Annotated in this window: 18 protein-coding genes; 5 read left to right on the top strand and 13 right to left on the bottom strand. The window is 50.0% G+C overall.

The window, feature by feature from the left end; all coding sequences use genetic code 11:
- The first annotated feature begins 64 nt into the window (after positions 1–64).
- Positions 65–760 carry an energy-coupling factor ABC transporter permease gene (locus H575_RS07925; protein WP_042700513.1) on the top strand — a complete coding sequence of 232 codons (696 nt, stop codon included), beginning with the start codon at positions 65–67 and terminating at the stop codon, positions 758–760.
- A complete protein-coding gene (locus H575_RS07920) occupies positions 757–1,071 on the top strand; it encodes an energy-coupling factor ABC transporter substrate-binding protein (RefSeq protein ID WP_042700509.1) in 315 nt (104 codons plus the stop codon). Before H575_RS07925 ends, H575_RS07920 begins: the two co-directional genes overlap by 4 nt.
- A 55-nt stretch (positions 1,072–1,126) precedes the next feature.
- On the opposite strand, the gene H575_RS07915 is transcribed toward H575_RS07920, so the two are convergent.
- The 11 genes from H575_RS07915 to H575_RS09660 all read right to left on the bottom strand — a co-directional run bounded on the left by H575_RS07915 (position 1,127) and on the right by H575_RS09660 (position 10,323).
- Complete coding sequence (locus H575_RS07915) at positions 1,127–1,696, bottom strand: cobalt-precorrin-7 (C(5))-methyltransferase (protein ID WP_042700506.1); 570 nt, start codon at positions 1,694–1,696, stop codon at positions 1,127–1,129.
- Positions 1,693–2,700 carry a cobalt-precorrin-5B (C(1))-methyltransferase gene (locus H575_RS07910; RefSeq protein ID WP_042700504.1) on the bottom strand — a complete coding sequence of 336 codons (1,008 nt, stop codon included), beginning with the start codon at positions 2,698–2,700 and terminating at the stop codon, positions 1,693–1,695. The genes H575_RS07915 and H575_RS07910 overlap by 4 nt, the downstream gene beginning before the upstream one ends.
- Complete coding sequence (locus H575_RS07905) at positions 2,697–3,359, bottom strand: precorrin-8X methylmutase (RefSeq protein WP_042700501.1); 663 nt, start codon at positions 3,357–3,359, stop codon at positions 2,697–2,699. The genes H575_RS07910 and H575_RS07905 overlap by 4 nt, the downstream gene beginning before the upstream one ends.
- Complete coding sequence (cobJ, locus tag H575_RS07900; protein ID WP_042700498.1) at positions 3,307–4,068, bottom strand: precorrin-3B C(17)-methyltransferase; 762 nt, start codon at positions 4,066–4,068, stop codon at positions 3,307–3,309. Before cobJ ends, H575_RS07905 begins: the two co-directional genes overlap by 53 nt.
- A 1-nt stretch (position 4,069) precedes the next feature.
- A complete protein-coding gene (gene cbiG / locus H575_RS07895) occupies positions 4,070–4,939 on the bottom strand; it encodes a cobalt-precorrin 5A hydrolase (protein ID WP_042700495.1) in 870 nt (289 codons plus the stop codon).
- Positions 4,936–5,649: a cobalt-precorrin-4/precorrin-4 C(11)-methyltransferase gene (locus H575_RS07890; RefSeq protein WP_042700493.1), complete on the bottom strand. Its 714-nt coding sequence runs from the start codon at positions 5,647–5,649 to the stop codon at positions 4,936–4,938. Before H575_RS07890 ends, cbiG begins: the two co-directional genes overlap by 4 nt.
- The gene (locus H575_RS07885) at positions 5,646–6,257 is read right to left on the bottom strand and encodes a cobalt-factor II C(20)-methyltransferase (protein WP_042700490.1); all 612 of its coding nucleotides are present in this window, start codon (positions 6,255–6,257) and stop codon (positions 5,646–5,648) included. Before H575_RS07885 ends, H575_RS07890 begins: the two co-directional genes overlap by 4 nt.
- Positions 6,251–6,781, bottom strand: coding sequence for a precorrin-6Y C5,15-methyltransferase (decarboxylating) subunit CbiT (gene cbiT / locus H575_RS07880; protein ID WP_042700487.1), 531 nt, complete (start codon positions 6,779–6,781; stop codon positions 6,251–6,253). The genes H575_RS07885 and cbiT overlap by 7 nt, the downstream gene beginning before the upstream one ends.
- 175 nt (positions 6,782–6,956) lie before the next feature.
- The gene (locus tag H575_RS07875) at positions 6,957–7,223 is read right to left on the bottom strand and encodes a DUF4405 domain-containing protein (protein WP_042700485.1); all 267 of its coding nucleotides are present in this window, start codon (positions 7,221–7,223) and stop codon (positions 6,957–6,959) included.
- Positions 7,224–7,384: 161 nt separating this feature from the next.
- The gene (locus H575_RS07870; RefSeq protein ID WP_042700482.1) at positions 7,385–8,527 is read right to left on the bottom strand and encodes an energy-coupling factor ABC transporter ATP-binding protein; all 1,143 of its coding nucleotides are present in this window, start codon (positions 8,525–8,527) and stop codon (positions 7,385–7,387) included.
- Positions 8,524–10,323 carry an energy-coupling factor ABC transporter permease gene (locus H575_RS09660; RefSeq protein WP_162139412.1) on the bottom strand — a complete coding sequence of 600 codons (1,800 nt, stop codon included), beginning with the start codon at positions 10,321–10,323 and terminating at the stop codon, positions 8,524–8,526. Before H575_RS09660 ends, H575_RS07870 begins: the two co-directional genes overlap by 4 nt.
- A gap of 77 nt (positions 10,324–10,400) precedes the next feature.
- Between H575_RS09660 and H575_RS07855 the strand changes: the two genes are divergently transcribed.
- Positions 10,401–11,705, top strand: a complete 1,305-nt coding sequence (locus tag H575_RS07855) for a cobyrinate a,c-diamide synthase (RefSeq protein WP_042700479.1) — start codon at positions 10,401–10,403, stop codon at positions 11,703–11,705.
- Positions 11,706–11,781: 76 nt separating this feature from the next.
- The gene (locus tag H575_RS07850; protein ID WP_042700476.1) at positions 11,782–12,657 is read left to right on the top strand and encodes an SPL family radical SAM protein; all 876 of its coding nucleotides are present in this window, start codon (positions 11,782–11,784) and stop codon (positions 12,655–12,657) included.
- A 473-nt stretch (positions 12,658–13,130) separates the two neighbouring features.
- Here the strand turns inward: H575_RS07850 and H575_RS07845 are convergent, their stop codons facing one another.
- Positions 13,131–13,691, bottom strand: a complete 561-nt coding sequence (locus tag H575_RS07845) for a hypothetical protein (protein ID WP_155897874.1) — start codon at positions 13,689–13,691, stop codon at positions 13,131–13,133.
- 1,531 nt (positions 13,692–15,222) lie between these two features.
- Here H575_RS07845 and H575_RS09345 point away from each other — a divergent pair.
- On the top strand, positions 15,223–15,579 hold the full coding sequence (locus H575_RS09345; RefSeq protein WP_155897873.1) for a hypothetical protein: 357 nt from the start codon (positions 15,223–15,225) through the stop codon (positions 15,577–15,579).
- Between the two features lie 176 nt (positions 15,580–15,755).
- Here H575_RS09345 and H575_RS07840 read toward each other — a convergent pair.
- On the bottom strand, positions 15,756–17,573 hold a 1,818-nt coding region (locus H575_RS07840; protein ID WP_052320030.1), incomplete at its 5' end, for a zinc-ribbon domain-containing protein.

Below are 17,573 nucleotides of genomic sequence, written 5' to 3'. Positions count from 1 at the left end.
GTGGTTTTAGAGCAAATCAATGCGAGTACTAAACAATTAAATATTAGTTAAAACAATTTTTATTATGCACATTATGGAGGGGTATTTACCCATCGGCTGGTGTATATTCTGGGCTGTTCTTTCAGCTCCGTTTGTCATCTGCGGTATTTGGAAAATGACCAAAATGATTCAGGAGGACCGGCGTGTTCTCCCGCTGATGGCGGTTTCCGGCGCCTTTGTCTTCGTACTTTCCGCACTCAAGATCCCGTCAGTAACGGGAAGTTGTTCTCACCCGACCGGAACCGGACTTTCCGCTGCGTTTTTCGGGCCGTTCATCACCTCGGTTCTTGGAACGATCGTTCTCTTGTTCCAGGCGCTGCTGCTTGCCCACGGCGGACTGACAACGCTTGGAGCAAACGTATTTTCCATGGCGATCGCGGGACCGTTTGCTGCCTGGCTCATCTTTGTCGGTCTTCGAAAAACAGGGAAGATCGGTCTTGGAACTGCGGTCTTCATCACCGCGGCGGCCGCAAATCTGGTTACGTATACCGTCACCTCACTGCAGCTTGCATTAGTGTTTCCGGTCGAGGGCAGCATCCTTACGGCTTTTATCGCATTTGCCGGGATCTTTGCCGTCACCCAGATCCCTCTCGCAGTGATCGAAGGTATCATCTGCGGGCTTGTTGCAAAGTATATCGTCCGGGTGAAGCCTGAGATCTTAAAGAAGCTCGGTATCATTCAGGATGAAGAGATCGCAAAAATCCAGGGAGAGGCAGCATGAAAAAAGCCCATCTCGAGATCCTTGTCGGGATACTCGTCATTGTACTTCTTGTGGTCGCGACCCTGGCCTTCGTTCAGTCCGGCAGCGGAGAGGAGGAAGGATGGGGAGGCGCTGACGGCGGCGCCGCCGAGATGATCGATGAAACAGGTTATACTCCCTGGTTCGAGTCCATCTGGGCACCCCCGAGCGGCGAGATCGAGTCTCTCTTCTTCTGTCTCCAGGCTGCGATAGGGGCGATCATCATCGGTTACTTCTTCGGCTACTGGAATGCCTCAGCGAAAGCAAAACGGGGAAAACAGGATGAGGAGTGAGAGAAGATCCTCCCATCACATATTTTTCCAGCAGTCTTTTTTCAGGAATGGATTTTTAATACCCGCAGATTATACAAAACAACCGGCTCAGAACTTTTGGAGGATTGCCGGCAGTTCCTTGTGTGATCCGTTCGTTTGGATATCCAAGATCCTCACAGACCGCGATCTTCACCGAAGGAGAAAGCGAACGTGCCAGCTCATTGATCGAAAGATCCGGATCTGCTATAAGAAAAACCGTATGCCCGGCGGCGATATCCTGGACCGTGCGTGAAACGGCAGCTTTGTGATCTTTTCCATGAGCATTGACGACCGCGACATCTGTCCACGGGACATGCAGCCTCGCAAACGCAGTCTGCATCGATGAGATCCCGGGGATCACCTCCCCCGGCAGATACCCGAGCCCTGCCATCAGGGGGTCTCCTGTCGATAAAACGACCGCGTCATCGGGAAGAGTTCGAAGCGCCTTGTAGTCCGTTATCTCGACGACATCCGCATCTTTTGGGATGGATGCTCTGACCAGCTCGATCGCACGTTTTGATCCGTACACGCTTTTTGCTTCACGTAACGCGGTCTCTGCCTCTTTTGTCAGCATTCCTTCGCCGCATCCGACACCTATGATCTTCATTGTGTATCTCCGATGACCTGACCGTTCCTATCCACAATAACGATACGAAGCCAGGGGTATTTCTGCTTTGCTGCGTCCAGCTCTTCTGCGAGAACGGATATGCCGTCAGGTCCGGCGATCAGCTCTTCGACGGTCGGAAAACCCCGGGAGGTCGCGACCTCAGGATGGAAAAACCGCAGAATAAGGCCGGGCAGACCGCAGATAACGGCCTTTTCGCAGTTTCCCGCTGCCTTCACGCTTTCAGCGAGCATCGACCCGGCAAGGACCACGTCGTGATCAGGGAAAAGAAGTCTTGAGTAGCGAAGCCCGATCCTTCCGGTGGTGATGACCACATTCTTCGCTTCAGCGATCCGTTCGCTCACCGTTTCCGAGAGATGATCGTCCCAGGGTTCAACAAACCCGGTCGTTCCGACAACGGAAATGCCTCTTTCGATACCAACCTTCGGGTTCAGGGTCAGTGCGCCGATCCTTCGGCCATCTGGGATCGTGAGTATGACCGAGGCGCCGGGAAGTCCTGCCGCACGGCATGCTGAAGAGATCGCGTCAAGGATCTCTTTTTTCGCAGGCGGGCTTACGGCTGCAGCGCCTTTTTGGTAACGGGGCGTTTCCCGAACGAACCTGCCGACCCCTTCACCGGTCTCGAGAGATATCTCACCTGCAGGAGAAGCCTTTGCACAGATGAGGATCCCTGCCGTGATATCGTTAGGATAGTCTCCTGAAAATTTTCTGGCAGAGCCTTCCCCGTCTTTTCCGACAGCAGGGATCTCGGCGAGGATCCCGCAGGGGAGAAGGATCGGGGCAGAGGCAACGGGGAAAGCAAGCGAGGCGACCGCAGCGTAACACGCCGCCGCCGCCGTTGAACCGGTGGTGAACCCCCGTCGGAGAACAGCGCCGGTCGAGGTCAGCACGCCAAAACCGCTTCTTGCGGCTGCCAAAGCTTTTTCATCACGGCATTTTTCCGCCCACGACGCAGGATATGCAAAACCAGTGACCGGATCGATCATTTTCTCAGTTCAGTAAACATCGTAATGATCTCGTTCAGCGAAGCCACCGCGATCGGCGTCCCGCCCCGGGTCCCGACGTTCGAAACCGATGGAACGGGCTTCGTGCGAAGAACTTCCTTCGACTCAGCCGCATTGACAAACCCGACCGGGGTTCCGATCACGAGAGCCGGACGGATGCCCTCATCCACAAATGAACAGACCGTCAGAAGAGCACTCGGGGCGTTCCCGATCACGATGATCGAGCCGTCGAGCCGCTCTTTCAGGGCAATGAACCCGGCGGAACTGCGGGTGATCCCCAAATCTTTCGAAATGTCAGCGCCATAATCCAAGGCGCACTCGACCGTTGAGGAATGGCCTTTCTTCTGGATCCCGGTCAGGACCATGCGGATATCGGTGAAGACCGGAGCACCGGCTTCGAGAGCCCGGAGCCCGGCCGTCACCGGGTCATGGGAAAACCGGAGAAGGTCTGCCATTGCCCAGTCTCCAACCGCGATCGAACATCTCTGCCTGATACGGTCTTCGGGCGTCTCGTTGCCGACAGCTTCCCGGGCAAGGCTCCGGCTCCGTGAAGAGATGGAAAATCCTTCCGGTGTGTCTGCGCCGATATCAGTATACGTATTTTCTGTGGTAACCGCGGGGTGTAATGATTCCTTTGACATGATCGTCCTCCTTCCATATTCTGCTTTCTTCGCCCCCGATGATCAGCATCGAGTGCATATCCACAATATCATCATTTTCGGCGAGCTCCCGAAGTGTTGTTATATGGGTCTCTTCGCCTTCCCGGAACACATTCTTTACGATGCCGACCGGTGTCTCAGGGTCTCGGCAGGTCAGAAAAATTTTCAGGGCTTTGGCAAGGTTCAGCGGACGACCGCGGCTCTTCGGATTATAAAGAGCGATCGGTGTGCCCATCTGTGCGGCAAGGCCAAGGCGTTTTTCAATGATTTCCCAGGGTGTCAGGAGATCGGAAAGACTGAGCGTTACGTAGTCTCCTGAGAGCGGGGACCCGAGTCTGCTCGCCGCCGCGGTGGCCGCTGTGACGCCCGGAAGCATGATGACTTTCTGGGATGGGAACTCGCGTTCGACCATCTCAAGAACGATGCTCGCCATACCGTAGACGCCTGCATCTCCTCCTGAGACCATGGCCACATTATGATCTGCCGCTAGGCGTGCCGCTTCACGGGCACGGTCGACCTCTTTTCCCATCGCACTTCGGATGACCTGTTTGTTTTTCAACAGCTGTTCAAGCATATCCAGATAGAATGCATTGCCGATGATCACATCAGCCAAGGCGATTGCCTTCATAGCGGCGGGGGTAAGCTGCTGTGTGCTTCCCGGGCCTGAACTTACGATCCATAAAATACCCATGTTATCTTCCTATTGCAATAGTTACACGCCCGTATACGGTTTTTTTCAGTATGAGGGAGCCTGTTTTCGAGAGAGCGAGAGCACACGGCTCGGCAACTCCGCAGAGTCCGAGCATCTCCGCACGCGATGGAGTTGCCGGTATCTGTTTGTTGATAGTGTCATCATCCAGAAAGATGAGGTTTCCGGCGAGTGCCGCGATCCCCTCGTGAAGTCCCTTTTCATGGAACTTTTTCAGGGTCGTCGCGAATAATGTTACAGAATTCTCCGGGATCTCCGCATCTTTGCATGCTGCAGAGATCGCTGAGCGGATCTCATCAGCTGTCGTTCCAAGCCGGCACCCGATCCCGATGACATACGAAGAATCGGTCACAAGAACCGAAACTCCCGGATCCGCGACGACGATCTTTGGAGCCTGCACGCGAATGATTGGCACATCGCCGTCCAATATCGCGCCGTTCACCTCTCTCGTCGAAGATCGGTTGACGATCGTGAACCCGCCGGATCTTGCAGTCTCTTCGACAGAGGGTCTGCCCATCACCTCTGTCGCGGTCGAAATAACCGGTTCGATCCCAAGTTCAGCGAGCCGCTTTGCAACTTCGTTTCCGCCGTGATGGCCGCCGAGAACTGGGATGGCATACCGCAGATCCGGGGTGACCACGATGACCGCCGGGTCATGCCATTTATCGGTCAGGAGCGGAGCACAGCCGCGAACCGCGATCCCTGCCGACATCACGCCGACGATCACATCGCATTTTCCATACAGTTCAGCGAAGATGTCCGGCGCGTAGGGGACAAGCTCCGCTTCCAGAAAAGCTGCGATGCGCATTCCGGCTTCCCGGAATCTTGGCAGAGTGACAACGACGATCTTCATCCGTAGAGGTGGGAGTTGGTATATGCTGCGTGGATCCCGGCAACAATGTCGCCGACGATGATCAGTGCCGAGCGGGTTATCTCCGCATCGTGCACCTTTGCGGCGATTGTCCCGATAGTTCCTTTTATGATCATCTGATCCGGCCACGAAGCATGATAGACCACGGCGACCGGTGTTTCCGGGGGACGCTGCAGTTTTTTCATCACAGAATCGATGTGCCCGGTCGATAAAAAGATGACCATCGTTGTTCCGTGAGTGGAGAGCTCGGCGATCTGGTCGGCGTCGAGCGTCTCTCCCGCTGATCGGGTCACGATCACTGATTCAGAAACCCCGCGAAGCGTGTATTCGGTCTGGAGTGCGGCTGCGGCGCCGAACATCGATGAAACGCCCGGGATGATCTCGGCATGGATCCCTTTTGTCTCGAGAGGGGCGATCTGTTCAACGATCGAGCCGTAGATCGCCGGGTCGCCTGAGTGGAGACGGACGACGAACCGGCCGGCCCGCACCCCGTCTTCGATCACGCGGGTGATCTCTTCGAGTTTCATTCCCCATGAATCAAGCTTTACCTCTGCAGGCGATGCGGCGACAAGCTCGGGATTTACGAGCGAGCCTGCGTAGATGAGGATTTCGGCACGTTTCAAAAGGTCCATGCCTTTGACAGTGATGAGCCCCGGGTCCCCGCATCCGGCACCGACGATATAATACTTCATACCTTCCTCGCGATCATGATGCTGAAGTAGTTGGTTTTTTCGGGAAGAACGCCCCGATAGACCTTCTCTCCTTCCATATACATCCGTTCAACAACGATGAAATCGTTGTAACCGGCAGTTTTCAGCTGTTCAGCCGCGGTTCTCGGCCGTGTGACCTTCATCAGGATCTTTGTCGAGGGGATGACGGGTCCGTCCGTCACCATAAATGCACCGTTGACGGGGATTTTCGCATGGGATGCCACGGCGGTGATCGAGCTGATCCCCGGGATCGTTTCGACGATCAGGTCAGGGACCAGCGCTTTCACCATCTCCGCAAGGCGTGAGAAGGTGGAGTAATAATTCGGGTCTCCGATCAGTCCGAACACAGCGTTGCCGCTTTTTGCGGCAGGCAGGATCTTTTCGGCATTTCTCTTCATACATGCCGTGATTTCCTTTTCATTTCTGGTCATCGGAAACTCCAGCGTGACGATGGTTTTTGCATAGGGTCTGACTAATTCAAGAGCAATGCCGCCGGGCACAAAAACCGTGTCAGCTTCTTTTAATATGCGAACCGCTTTGAGGGTCAGAAGTTCGGCGTCGCCCGGGCCTAAGCCCACTGCGGTCAGCATTTTCTGCCCCCGTGTATGATATAAACGGGATTGATTGGTTGAAACATGATACGCTCCACAAGATCATGGGATCTGGAGACCTGCAGATGGACGGCTTCGATGAAGATATCCAGCTCTTTCATAGCATGAATGGTCTCGACAGCGGTCTCCAGCAGTACGGCATTCACGACGATGCTTCGGGTCCCCTCCTTTTGAAGACGGCCAAGTATCTCATGCATGTTTCGGCTTCCTCCAAGAAATGCGCAGTCGATCGGTTTATGCGGTAAGGCAAGAAAATCAAGTGCTTCGCCTGCGAAGATCTCAACTTCCCTGTCTTTACACGTCTCCCGCGTGCAGGCTATTGCCTCCTGCCTTCGGTCAACTGCGTAAACCTGTCCGCCGGGTCCGGTGAGTTTTGCCATCTCGAGCGTGACCGTACCGGTCCCGCAGCCGATATCCACGACCGTGTCACCCAAACGGATGCCCAGTTTTGCAAGAGAAACGGCCATGACTTCCGGCTGGGTAGGTCCTCCGGGTAAATCCATTCTGTGGTCTCCTAAGTAAAACTATTTTCAGTAATGAAAATGTATTGGTGAAGTATTTGCTGTAAGGAGATATAGAATAACTGGTTTGGATGAGAATACCCCTGTCGTGATGATCTCTATATATTATACCATCCCACTCGTTTTGTACACAAAAAGTGAGGAAAAGATTCCTGGTCTATTTTTTGCTCATGAGCATTGAACGCATATTCCGAATCCAGCGGTAATGGAGAATAAGATGGATGGCAACGAGGATCACAAACAGCGTACTCGTATAGAAGTGAAGGTCATACCAGGATTGGTAACTGATATTGAGAAAATCCATCGATCCCCTATTAGATCCCAGAGGGAAATAGATCCAGAGAACATACCCGGTCACGATCGAGGCCAAAGCGGCGAGGAACGCCGTAAGATTGATCCATGCATTGATCATTGCATTTCTCATAGAATCATGCTCCGTGGTATCAAGGAGCTATTTATCCTGATGATCCACTCTATCATGAATTAATGATGTATTTTTTGCCTGAAATATATTTGTATGACGGCATATTGCATAGATGACCCCCTTCAGGATGAAAGTTTGCATATCATCTGTGGAATGTCAGATCAGACCCGTATGACCTTCACATCGATCCCGCTTTCTTTTGCAAACGCTGCAGCCCGAAGCTCGACCCGGTCAAGCATACCTCCGCAGGTGAGGATCATGGTGTCCTCCCCGCTCATGACGGAAAGAAGACACTTGTCCACAACGCCGTGTGTGTATTCGAGCGGGATCTCCGAGAGATAACAGAACTTTTTTGCCCGGGTCCCCATTGCACCTGTGTGCCAGGTTGAGTGTTCAGCCAGCATCTGCTGTACCGACTCCGGGGTAAGATCATCCGTATCTGCGAGATAGATCGTCCCGGTCATGACAGGGCACGATCCTTCAACGAGCCGGGTCATCTCCGGAATTCCTTTGGGTGGAATGCCCGGCACCAGAATACTTCTTCTGACCAGTTCCAAATACAGATCAAGCAGGATCGGCGGCGTCATCCTCGCCGTCTTCATCAGATCATAGTCGGTGAAGACCTCGGCAGGTTGACCCTGATGCAGGACCTTCCCGTCTGCAAGAAGGATCACCTCATCCGCCCAGCGGTAGGCAAGTTCAACATCATGGGTCGAGAGAAGGATCGTCGTCCCGTCTTCATGGAGCTCATCCAAAAGATCCATGATCTCGGCAGCGGTCGCGGGATCGAGGGATGCCGTCGGCTCATCGGCGACAAGGATATCAGGCCGCATAGCAAGGATACCTGCGATGGCGACACGCTTTTTCTCCCCTCCCGACAGATGATGGGGGGGGCGTTTTTCATAACCCGCAAGACCTACCGCAAACAGCGAATCAGAAACACGTTCCCGGATCTCCTTCTCCGGGAGATGCAGATTCATCGGCCCAAATGCCACATCGGCAAACACACTCGGGGCAAACAGCTGCGAATCTGAGTTCTGAAACACGAGACCGACCCTGGTACGAACATCCCTCAGGGACGCTCTGTCATAGGCGATCTCCTCGCCGTTCACGAAGATCTTCCCATTTTCCGGCACCAGCGTCCCATTGCACATCAGAAGAAGGGTGGTTTTTCCCGCTCCGTTCGGTCCCACCACGGCAACTTTTTTGCCCTTTTTAATGGAAAAGGATATTCCTTTCAGCGATGCGGGGCGGCCCGGATATGAGAACCGGACATCTTCAAAGGTAAGTACATTTTCATTCATATAAGTGTCATCTCCACAAACAGGAGACCGAGAATCAAAGCTATAAACACAACAACTGACGTAACAGAAAGCGGCGTAATATTCCCCTCTTCATCAGGCAAAGCCATACATCCGTCATAACAGCGGGCGTCCATGGATAAAAATATCGCCTCTCCTTTCTCCCATGTCCGGATAAAAAGCATCGACGCCAGCATGGAAAACGAGGTGAGATAATTTTTCCATGTTCCGTATCCTCCCCGCATGATCTGGGCATTGTGGATAGCGATCGCCTCGCCGATGAAAACGAAGATGTACCGGTAGATCAGCATGGACAGATCGATGAACGCCTGCGGCACCCTGAGTTTTTTCAGGACCGTAAACAGCGAGGTCATCGGTGTCGTAAGCGTAAGGAAGTAGAGAGAACACATACCGGCAAAGGTCCTCGAGAGGACCAGGACCGCAAGTTCGAGGGAATCGGACGTGATATGAACATGCAATGTTCCGATCCGGAAAAAGTCCACAAGCGTCTCTCCCCCTCCGGTGATGAACAGGATCACCAATGCTCCGGTCCCCGCAAATACAAGGGGGATCGTCAGAAGCGAGGCATAGAGACGGGGGCTGACTTTTGCGATGAAGAGGGCCGCACATATCATGACCCCTGCGATAAACAGCGGGAGATACGGGAGAGGCGAGATCACGCCGATCACGATAGCAGAGAGACAGAAAATTAATTTGAGCCATGCGGATACATGCCGGAGCGGGCTGCTGATCGCAGCGTCATCGAGGATATGTTCATCAAATATCGTGTGAGGTTTTTTTGCCGAACCTCCGGTCCCTGCTCTGGTCTTCAGCAGATAAAGACAGAAGACAAGGACCGCCGCTCCGATCCCTGCCTGCAGGGCAAAGAACCAGCCGTGCATCTCTTCAGAGATAAGACCGAGCGGATCGAAAACCGGCAGGTTCCCGAGATCGATCAGTGTTTCGGCGATCAGATCATCCGAGCCCGGCTGGGATCCGAAAACCGCAAACGAAAACGCCAGAGCCGCCGTAAGCAGAACGATGACGAAGCCTCTGGCCATCCATTTCTTTCCTGATACGGGTGGGTGGCCCGGTTCAGAAACTGAAATGAGTTTTTCCGTCTCCTTTTTCGAAAGAAGGCCAAGCGAAATAAATATCTCCGGCCGGATACTGATCACAAATCTCATCACGAGGACGATGAAGATCCCTTCGATCACTGCGAGAGGGACCTGGGTTATGCTGAATATCCCCAGATAGACAAGAAAGGCTGCAGGGATCCCGCCTTCAAGTGCGGGATACGCAAGAGCGAGCTGGAGCGAGGTCATCACATAGGTACTTAGATCGGCGGCAGCTGCGGCAAAAAAGACGGTCACCGCAAAACTCCTGATGCTAAATTCGGGTCGAATCAGATGACCTATTTTAAAAATTATACACGCGGCGAGCGGACCGACAACCCCCATGGAGATTATGTTTGCGCCAAGCGTGGTGATCCCGCCGTGTCCGAGAAGAAGTGCCTGAAATATCAGTACTATCGTGCAAAACACTGAACAGACCGCAGGTCCGAAGAGTATCGAGCCGAACCCTGTTCCGGTGGGATGTGACGAGGAGCCTATCGATGGGAGTTTCAGGGAGGAAAGGATGAAGACAAAAGCTCCGGCAAGTCCTAAGAGAGGAAGCGACGCAGGTTTGTTTCTGACGAGTCTGACAAGTGCGAACATGCCTGCCAAAACACAGACCGCAGCGAGTACCGTCCAAAACTGCCACCACGGGCCTGGCAGAAACCCTTCCATAATATGCATAAGAAAGAAACACCAATTATCTATGATAAGATATAACTCTATAAAATTAAACTTAAACTGATATAAGGTAAACGATTATGATTAGAGCAAGTACCAGGATCCCCCGTATCGTGATCGCCGGAACACACAGCGGATGCGGAAAAACGACCACTTCATCAGGCATCATGGCGGCCCTTCGCGCAAGGGGTCTGGTGGTCCAGCCGTTTAAGGTAGGGCCGGATTTTATCGATCCTTCCCATCATTCGGCTGTCTGCGGCCGGAGTTCGCGCAATCTCGATCCGTTCATGATGGGTGAGGAGTCCGTTCGCCGTTCGTTTGTTTCTGCATGCGAGGGGGCAGACATCGCCGTTATCGAGGGTGTGATGGGGCTGTATGACGGTGTCGACGGGGGAGAATGTGCAAGCACGGCGCATGTCGCCCGCATTCTCGACGCTCCGGTCGTCCTTGTCACGGATATCAAAGGGATGAGCAGAAGTGTCGCTGCCCTCGTTAAGGGATATACGGAGTATGATCCCCGTCTCAGATTTGCCGGCGTCATCATGACGAAGGGGGGCAGTGAAAAGCATAAAGCTATGACGACGACCGATCTTTCTGTTCCTCTTCTTGGATGGATCCCGCGCAGTGATTCACTTTCGGTCAAAAGCAGACATCTGGGTCTGATGATGGCGGATGAGGATGCACGGATGAAGGATGTCGGCGCATTCATCGAAGAAAACTGTTCACTCGATTCTCTTCTGGCAGCCGCTGCAGGTACCTCAGTGATCTCAGCAGAAAGGAGATCATCTCCCGCAGAAGTGAAGACCAGGGTCGGGGTCGCTCTCGATGAGGCATTCTGTTTTTATTATCAGGACAACTTCGATCATCTCAGAACAAAAGGAGCAGAACTGGTGTTTTTCTCGCCGATCCACGATCCCCTTCCGGAGGCGGACGGATATTACTTCGGCGGCGGATATCCTGAACTGTATGCAGAGGCTTTGGCGAATTCCCGATGTAAAACCGAACTGAAACGGGCTGCTGATTCAGGCAAGCCGGTTTTTGGCGAGTGCGGCGGTCTGATGTGGCTGAACCGTTCGATCACTACTCAGGACGAAAAAAGCTATGCCATGACCGGGCTTTTAGATGCGGACTGTCATATGGAAAAACGGTTCGTGGCTTTGAATTATGTTGTCGGGAAAGTAACCGACTCTTCTCTCTTTCCGCCGGGGATGAACTTTCGGGGTCATGAGTTCCATTATTCGAAAACGACCCCTGATCCGGATGTCAGATATGCATTTACCCTGACCCGCGGGGACGGGATCATTGATGGAAAAGACGGGATCGTGGCCGGATCGGTTCTTGGAGGATATACGCATATGTACTTTGATGCGCAAGAAAATGTCTGACTCAGGTTTTCTCATGTTGAGCGTATTCTGTATCAGTTGAAGAATGGCGTTCTATTTGTGACTAAGGGGTAACTGCATGCATTTTGTCCAGGCCAAAGGTATTTTATCGGCAGAGAACCGGATGAATCTGTATCGGGGCTGTACTCACGGATGTATTTACTGTGATTCAAGAAGTTCCTGCTATCATATGGATCATGATTTTCAGGATGTTGAAGTGAAGGAAAATGCTCTCACTCTCTTGGAAAACACCCTGAAACGAAAGCACAAAAAGTGTATGATCGGTATGGGGTCGATGTCAGATCCGTATCTGCCCCTAGAAATGGAGCTTCAGTATACGAGAAGAGCACTCGAGCTGATCGGGAAATATGGGTTTGGGTGCGGAGTGCTGACAAAATCTGCGAATGTTCTGCGTGATCTGGATCTTTTTACCAAGATCCATTCTCAAACAAAATGTGTCGTTCAGATGACTCTCACGACCTATGATGATACACTCTGCAGGATCCTCGAACCTCATGTGTCCGAAACGAGCAAACGGGCGGCTGCCCTGAAAAAACTGCGGGACAATGATATTCCAACGATCGTCTGGCTCGGCCCGATCCTGCCGTTCATCAATGATACGGAAGAGAATCTGCTTGGCGTCCTGGACCTGTGTTATGAGGCGGGCGTTGCGGGAATCGTGAACTTCGGGATGGGAGTTACGTTGCGGGAAGGCAATAGAGACTATTTTTATGCAAAACTGGATGAACATTTTCCGGGCGTGAAGGAGAGGTATATTTCAGCGTACGGCAGTTCGTATGTGGTGAATAGTTTTCAAGCTCCTGCTCTTCAGTCTCTGTTTCAGACATACTGCCGGGAGCATGATATAGAATCTGATGTCAATACCCTGTTTGATCATATGAGCCGCTTTGAGGAAAAAGGGAAACAAAAGCAGATGAGTGTTTTTGATTTCTGACAGGACAGACGCGGCGATGTAAACCCAAGCGGGAAAACAGAAGTAATTGTGGGATGTGCGCCGATTCTTATTTGGGGTGCGGGGAGGTGACTGCGGGGTGAGCCATCAGGCTCACCCTCAGCGGAGCAAGTCCCGGAGCGAAGCGAAAGGGACTTGCGATTCGGCGCTGAGGGCCCGCGGTGGGGATATCCTGTTTGCTTTGGTTCCTATACGTTTGAACGTAGTTCATCGGGGTGAGATTCGGAAAGTGTAAGGCTGGGTGGAAAACAAGATTTTATTTAACCGCGAATAAGCCCAAATGGGCAAAGCCCATTTGAGGCGGCACGCAAGCCTTAGGCTTGCACGCCCCCGCGAATTAACTCGTTCGCAAATCAAAGATTTGCTCTCCGCTTCGGGCTTTCGGCCCACGCTTGAATCGCATTTTTCTTGCGCCTTCGTGCTCTCTCTGTTGAGATTACGTTGCAGAAGTCTTATTATAATATCGAATAATCATATTTCTCAAGCAATTCGTTAATGTCATTTTCATTTAATTCAGAATATCTCTCACCTTTTTTATCTCGTTTAGGACAGATCCCAAAACAGTATTTATATCCCCAATCAATCCCGTTTCCATCTGCTAATATTTCAGTTAATGATTTTCCTTCGTCTTTGTTGCAATGAAATTGATTAATTTCTTTTTTACGGTGTTTGCGATATACATCTATGTCAAAATAAGAATATTTAAAGAATTCTTTTTGAAGATTTACACCGTTCTTTTGTCCATGGCCAAAAATCCACAATACGGTAGCATTATCATCAATAATTATTTTTTCTAAGTCCGATTTGTTTAAACATTCATATACTTTAAATGGGATTTTTTTATTTATGAACCATTTCACCAAAATCTTAGCTCCTCCCGAATATGGAAAATATCTAATAATTTTATGACTCAATTTGCGTGTTGATATTGCAACAATAATCGCGTGATGTTTTACACATATATTATTTGGAGAATTCTTTAGGCAATATCGTCTAATACATCTAGCTAATGACATTAAAATCAATATTTTAATATTTATCACATAATAACCTAACTTTGACAGTTGGCAATTCCACCCCCATTAGCGCTCCCGCTCCTCACCCATTGAAAAATGGGAAATAGAGAATTTGACAGTTGCCGCTTATCCTCCTATCAATCATCAATCATCAATCATCCATCATCCTTCATCCTTCATCCTTCAGATATTATTTAGGGAGGAGGAAGACCCGGAGATTTTTTTCCTTTAACTTTTTCGAGACCATGAATTAACTATATATACTTTTAGAAATAAATAAATAATACAAGAGTATATCGGCAGCAAATCTCTCCATAGAGAGTGCGGCTCAATTTTTTCCAGGCAGTTCTTTTTTAGGGAATCAGGAGTGAAGGATGATGGATGATTGATGATTGATGATTGATGACGGATGAGTTCAACACCGGGAATCCGGTCTGCTCAATACTTTGAATAGTCCAAAAGGTCAAGGGGGATCGTATCTGTTCATACCCCTCCTTCAAACGCGGGGTGGCGACGAAGTCGACGCCCTTAGCTGAGTAAGTCGATAGACTTGCGACCAAATCTTTGATTTGCGACTGCAGGCTATTTCATCGTGAATAGTATTGAAAAGGAGTTGGCTGGGTGTGGAAACATGAAATAGTAAACCGCGAATAAGCCCAAATGAGCTTTGCTCATTTGAGGCGGCACGCAAGCCTTCGGCTTGCACGCCTCCGCGAATTAACTCGTTCGCAAATCAAAGATTTGCTCTCCGCTTCCGGCTTTCGGCCCACGCTTGAATCGCATTTTTCTTGCGCCGTCGTGCTCTCTCAGGCTGATGCGTGCAAATCGAAGATTTGCGTGCCGCCTCAAATTGGCTTTGCCCATTTGGGCTTCGCCTGCGCAGGAATCGCACGCCATCTGGAAAAGTCCACGAGCTGAAAGCTCGTGAGACGTCTCAAGAGCCTTTGGCTCTTGGATAAATGCTGGGGAAAAACCCGTTCGCAAAGCTTCGCTTTGCTCTCCGGTTCGGGCTTGCAGCCCTCGCTTGTTCTCAAACTTTCAGTTTGCTCTCCGTTTCGCTTCGCTCACTTGCATGCGGGTTTTTCTTATGTTCTGATTCTCTCTTTTTTGATTCGGGGTGCGGGGCCGCGACTCCGGCGTTGAGGCGGGTCGACGACGAAGTCGACGACCTCAGCTGAGCAAACCGAAGGTTTGCGAGTCGGCCCGCGGTGGAGATATCCTATTTGCTGAGGCCTCTATACGTTTCCAGGTAGTTCATCTGGAGTGGCGGGTGGTTTTGGAAAAAGGATATACGTTGTTCGTGTAAGGTGGGATATGCAGCACGCGCATATGCATGATGAGAAGAGGTGAAGGTGATTCTGGGTGAAAGCCACCGAAAAAAATCAGCATGCCAGCTATTCTATGTTATTCGCTAATCACCACCACTGGAAAAAAGGCATATTCCCCATATTTTTTTAGGATTTGTTGCTACATGAGGCGATAACTTTATCATAGTGTAATTTGAGCTTATTATTTATAGGTGAAATGGTAAATGGGATTTTCCAAGGATGTAGTAATAGAGGCATTTGTAAGAGCAAATGGACGTTGTGAGATTGGTGGTGAAAAATTAGTATTTGATCGCAAAGGAATGAGCGGCCTACCTGGAGCATGGTATATAGTGCCTAAAGCTTCAGGAAATTACTCTCTCGGAAACTGCGCAGTTGTTTGTGAAAGATGCTACCTGAAAATACAACTATATCGGAAACAACAACAACTTCGAAAACAACAACGCCAGAAAGTGGAAAAGCCACGTTATAACAGCGACTTCGATCGATTAATTCTTGATAGAAATAATTTTCCAGGCGGTAGCAGTTTCGATGATTTGATTTTTGATAGAAGAAATTGGTAACACTTTCGACGATTTGATTTTTGATAGAAGAAGATAAAACATAATCTATTTTTTAGAATAGGAGTTACGTGGCGTTGGGATGAATTCAATTTGGGAAGGAGTAGGTTGGGTGTGGATACATGAGATATCAAGACGACTGATCCGGGTGCCTCAAATATAAAGGGGTTTGCCTTATGTTATTTGAGTTGTTTTCCGCATCCCATACAGAATCTTGCATCTACTGGAAGTTTCCTGCCACAATCCGGACAGAAAATATTCTCTTTCCCTTCTGCTTTTTCTTCACCTATATTTGCTCTATTAACAACTGCATCATCTTTCGCGAGAACCCCTACATTCCCAGCAAAAAAACTCCCGGTTACATGATAATGTATGTTGGACTCAACTGGCTTCTGGGATTGTATTGGTTTATTCGCAGCAATCATTTCAGTTCGGAGTGCCTGGGCTTCTTTTCGGTTTTCTATGCCCGGATAGTAGTTTAATGCAGTATTGTAGGCTTCAAGGCAAGTATTTGCCGGCGCATTATCAATTTTGAGACGGAGATATTTTGCGTACCATCTGAGAGCATTTGGTAAATCTTTCTCCCCTCTCTCCTCTCTGTCATACAAACGCCTAAGATTCCCAAGTGCGGATTGTGCACCTTCATTTCCCTGTTCTGCTGCTTTTGTTAACCAATATACCGCCTTTTTCTGATCTTTCTCCACCCCCTCCCCAAAGTAATAACTCAACCCAAGACTGCATTGTGCGTTTGCTTCTCCCTGTTCTGCTGCTTTTTTGTACCAATATACCGCCTTGCTCAGATCTTTAACTATATACATACTCTCCCCCTTCTCATAACACATCCCAAGATTATATTGTGCTTCTGCGTATCCCTGTTTTGCTGCTTTATTGTACCACTCCCCCGCAGTAGTCTGATTTTTTTCCACTCCCCATCCCTTTTCATAACACATCCCAAGAATGTTTTGTGCTGATGCATTTCCCTGTTCTGCTGCTTTTTCGTACCAATATGCCACCATTTTCATATCTTTCTCTACCCCCTCCCCTTTGGCATAACGCATCCCAAGAATGTTTTGTGCTGATGCATTTCCCTGTTCTGCTGCTTTTGTGTACCAATATGCCGCCATTTTCTGATTTTTCTCTACGCCCTCACCCTTGTCATAATACACCCCAAGAATGTTTTGTGCTGTTAGATTTCCCTGTTCTGCTGCTTTTGTGTACCAATATACTGCCATTTTCTGATCTAGCTCCACTCCCTCTCCCTTATCATAACACCGCCCAAGACTATATTGTGCTTCTGCGTCTCCCTGTTCTGCTGCTTTTGTGTACCAATATACTGCCCTGTTCATATCTATCATCACTCCCTCTCCCTTATCATAACACCGCCCAAGATTGTTTTGTGCTCTTGCATATCCCTGTTCAGCTGCTTTTGTGAACCACTCCACCGCCTTTATCAGATCTTTCTCCACTCCCTGACCCATGTCATAACACCGCCCAAGATTGTTTTGCGCTTCTGCATCTCCCTGTTCTGCTGCTTTTGTGTACCAATATGCCGCCTTATCCAGATCTTTCACCACCACCTTTCCCTTTTCATAACACACCCCAAGATTGTTTTGTGCTCTTGCATATCCCTGTTCAGCTGCTTCTGTGAACCAATAATTCGCCATTCCCAGAAATTTCATCACTCCCTCCCCCTTTACATAACACACCCCAAGCTTATTTTGTGCTTCTGCGTTTCCCTGTTCTGCTGCTTTTTTGTACCAATATGCCGCCTTTTTTTGATTTTTCTCCACTCCCTCTCCATATTTATAACATCGCCCAAGATTGTTTTGTGCTCTTGCATATCCCTGTTCAGTTGCTTTTGTGAACCAATATACCGCCTTTTTCAGATCTTTCTCCACTCCTTTTCCATTTTCATAACACACCCCAAGATTGTTTTGCGCTTCTGCGTTTCCCTGCTCTGTTGCTTTTTTGTACCAATATATCGCCTTGTTCAGATC

Origin of the sequence: Methanocorpusculum bavaricum DSM 4179 (assembly GCF_000430905.1) — an archaeon.
GTDB lineage: Archaea > Halobacteriota > Methanomicrobia > Methanomicrobiales > Methanocorpusculaceae > Methanocorpusculum > Methanocorpusculum parvum.
Note: the sequence above shows the minus strand (reverse complement) of the source record. Positions and strands in the feature narration are given on the sequence as shown.

Coding starts and splice junctions, on each gene's coding strand:
- H575_RS07925 (WP_042700513.1), top strand. CDS start 65: ATGCACATTATGGAGGGGTATTTACCCATCGGCTGGTGTATATTCTGG.
- H575_RS07920 (WP_042700509.1), top strand. CDS start 757: ATGAAAAAAGCCCATCTCGAGATCCTTGTCGGGATACTCGTCATTGTA.
- H575_RS07915 (WP_042700506.1), bottom strand. CDS start 1,696: ATGAAGATCATAGGTGTCGGATGCGGCGAAGGAATGCTGACAAAAGAG.
- H575_RS07910 (WP_042700504.1), bottom strand. CDS start 2,700: ATGATCGATCCGGTCACTGGTTTTGCATATCCTGCGTCGTGGGCGGAA.
- H575_RS07905 (WP_042700501.1), bottom strand. CDS start 3,359: ATGTCAAAGGAATCATTACACCCCGCGGTTACCACAGAAAATACGTAT.
- cobJ (WP_042700498.1), bottom strand. CDS start 4,068: ATGGGTATTTTATGGATCGTAAGTTCAGGCCCGGGAAGCACACAGCAG.
- cbiG (WP_042700495.1), bottom strand. CDS start 4,939: ATGAAGATCGTCGTTGTCACTCTGCCAAGATTCCGGGAAGCCGGAATG.
- H575_RS07890 (WP_042700493.1), bottom strand. CDS start 5,649: ATGAAGTATTATATCGTCGGTGCCGGATGCGGGGACCCGGGGCTCATC.
- H575_RS07885 (WP_042700490.1), bottom strand. CDS start 6,257: ATGCTGACCGCAGTGGGCTTAGGCCCGGGCGACGCCGAACTTCTGACC.
- cbiT (WP_042700487.1), bottom strand. CDS start 6,781: ATGGATTTACCCGGAGGACCTACCCAGCCGGAAGTCATGGCCGTTTCT.
- H575_RS07875 (WP_042700485.1), bottom strand. CDS start 7,223: ATGAGAAATGCAATGATCAATGCATGGATCAATCTTACGGCGTTCCTC.
- H575_RS07870 (WP_042700482.1), bottom strand. CDS start 8,527: ATGAATGAAAATGTACTTACCTTTGAAGATGTCCGGTTCTCATATCCG.
- H575_RS09660 (WP_162139412.1), bottom strand. CDS start 10,323: ATGCATATTATGGAAGGGTTTCTGCCAGGCCCGTGGTGGCAGTTTTGG.
- H575_RS07855 (WP_042700479.1), top strand. CDS start 10,401: ATGATTAGAGCAAGTACCAGGATCCCCCGTATCGTGATCGCCGGAACA.
- H575_RS07850 (WP_042700476.1), top strand. CDS start 11,782: ATGCATTTTGTCCAGGCCAAAGGTATTTTATCGGCAGAGAACCGGATG.
- H575_RS07845 (WP_155897874.1), bottom strand. CDS start 13,691: ATGTCATTAGCTAGATGTATTAGACGATATTGCCTAAAGAATTCTCCA.
- H575_RS09345 (WP_155897873.1), top strand. CDS start 15,223: ATGGGATTTTCCAAGGATGTAGTAATAGAGGCATTTGTAAGAGCAAAT.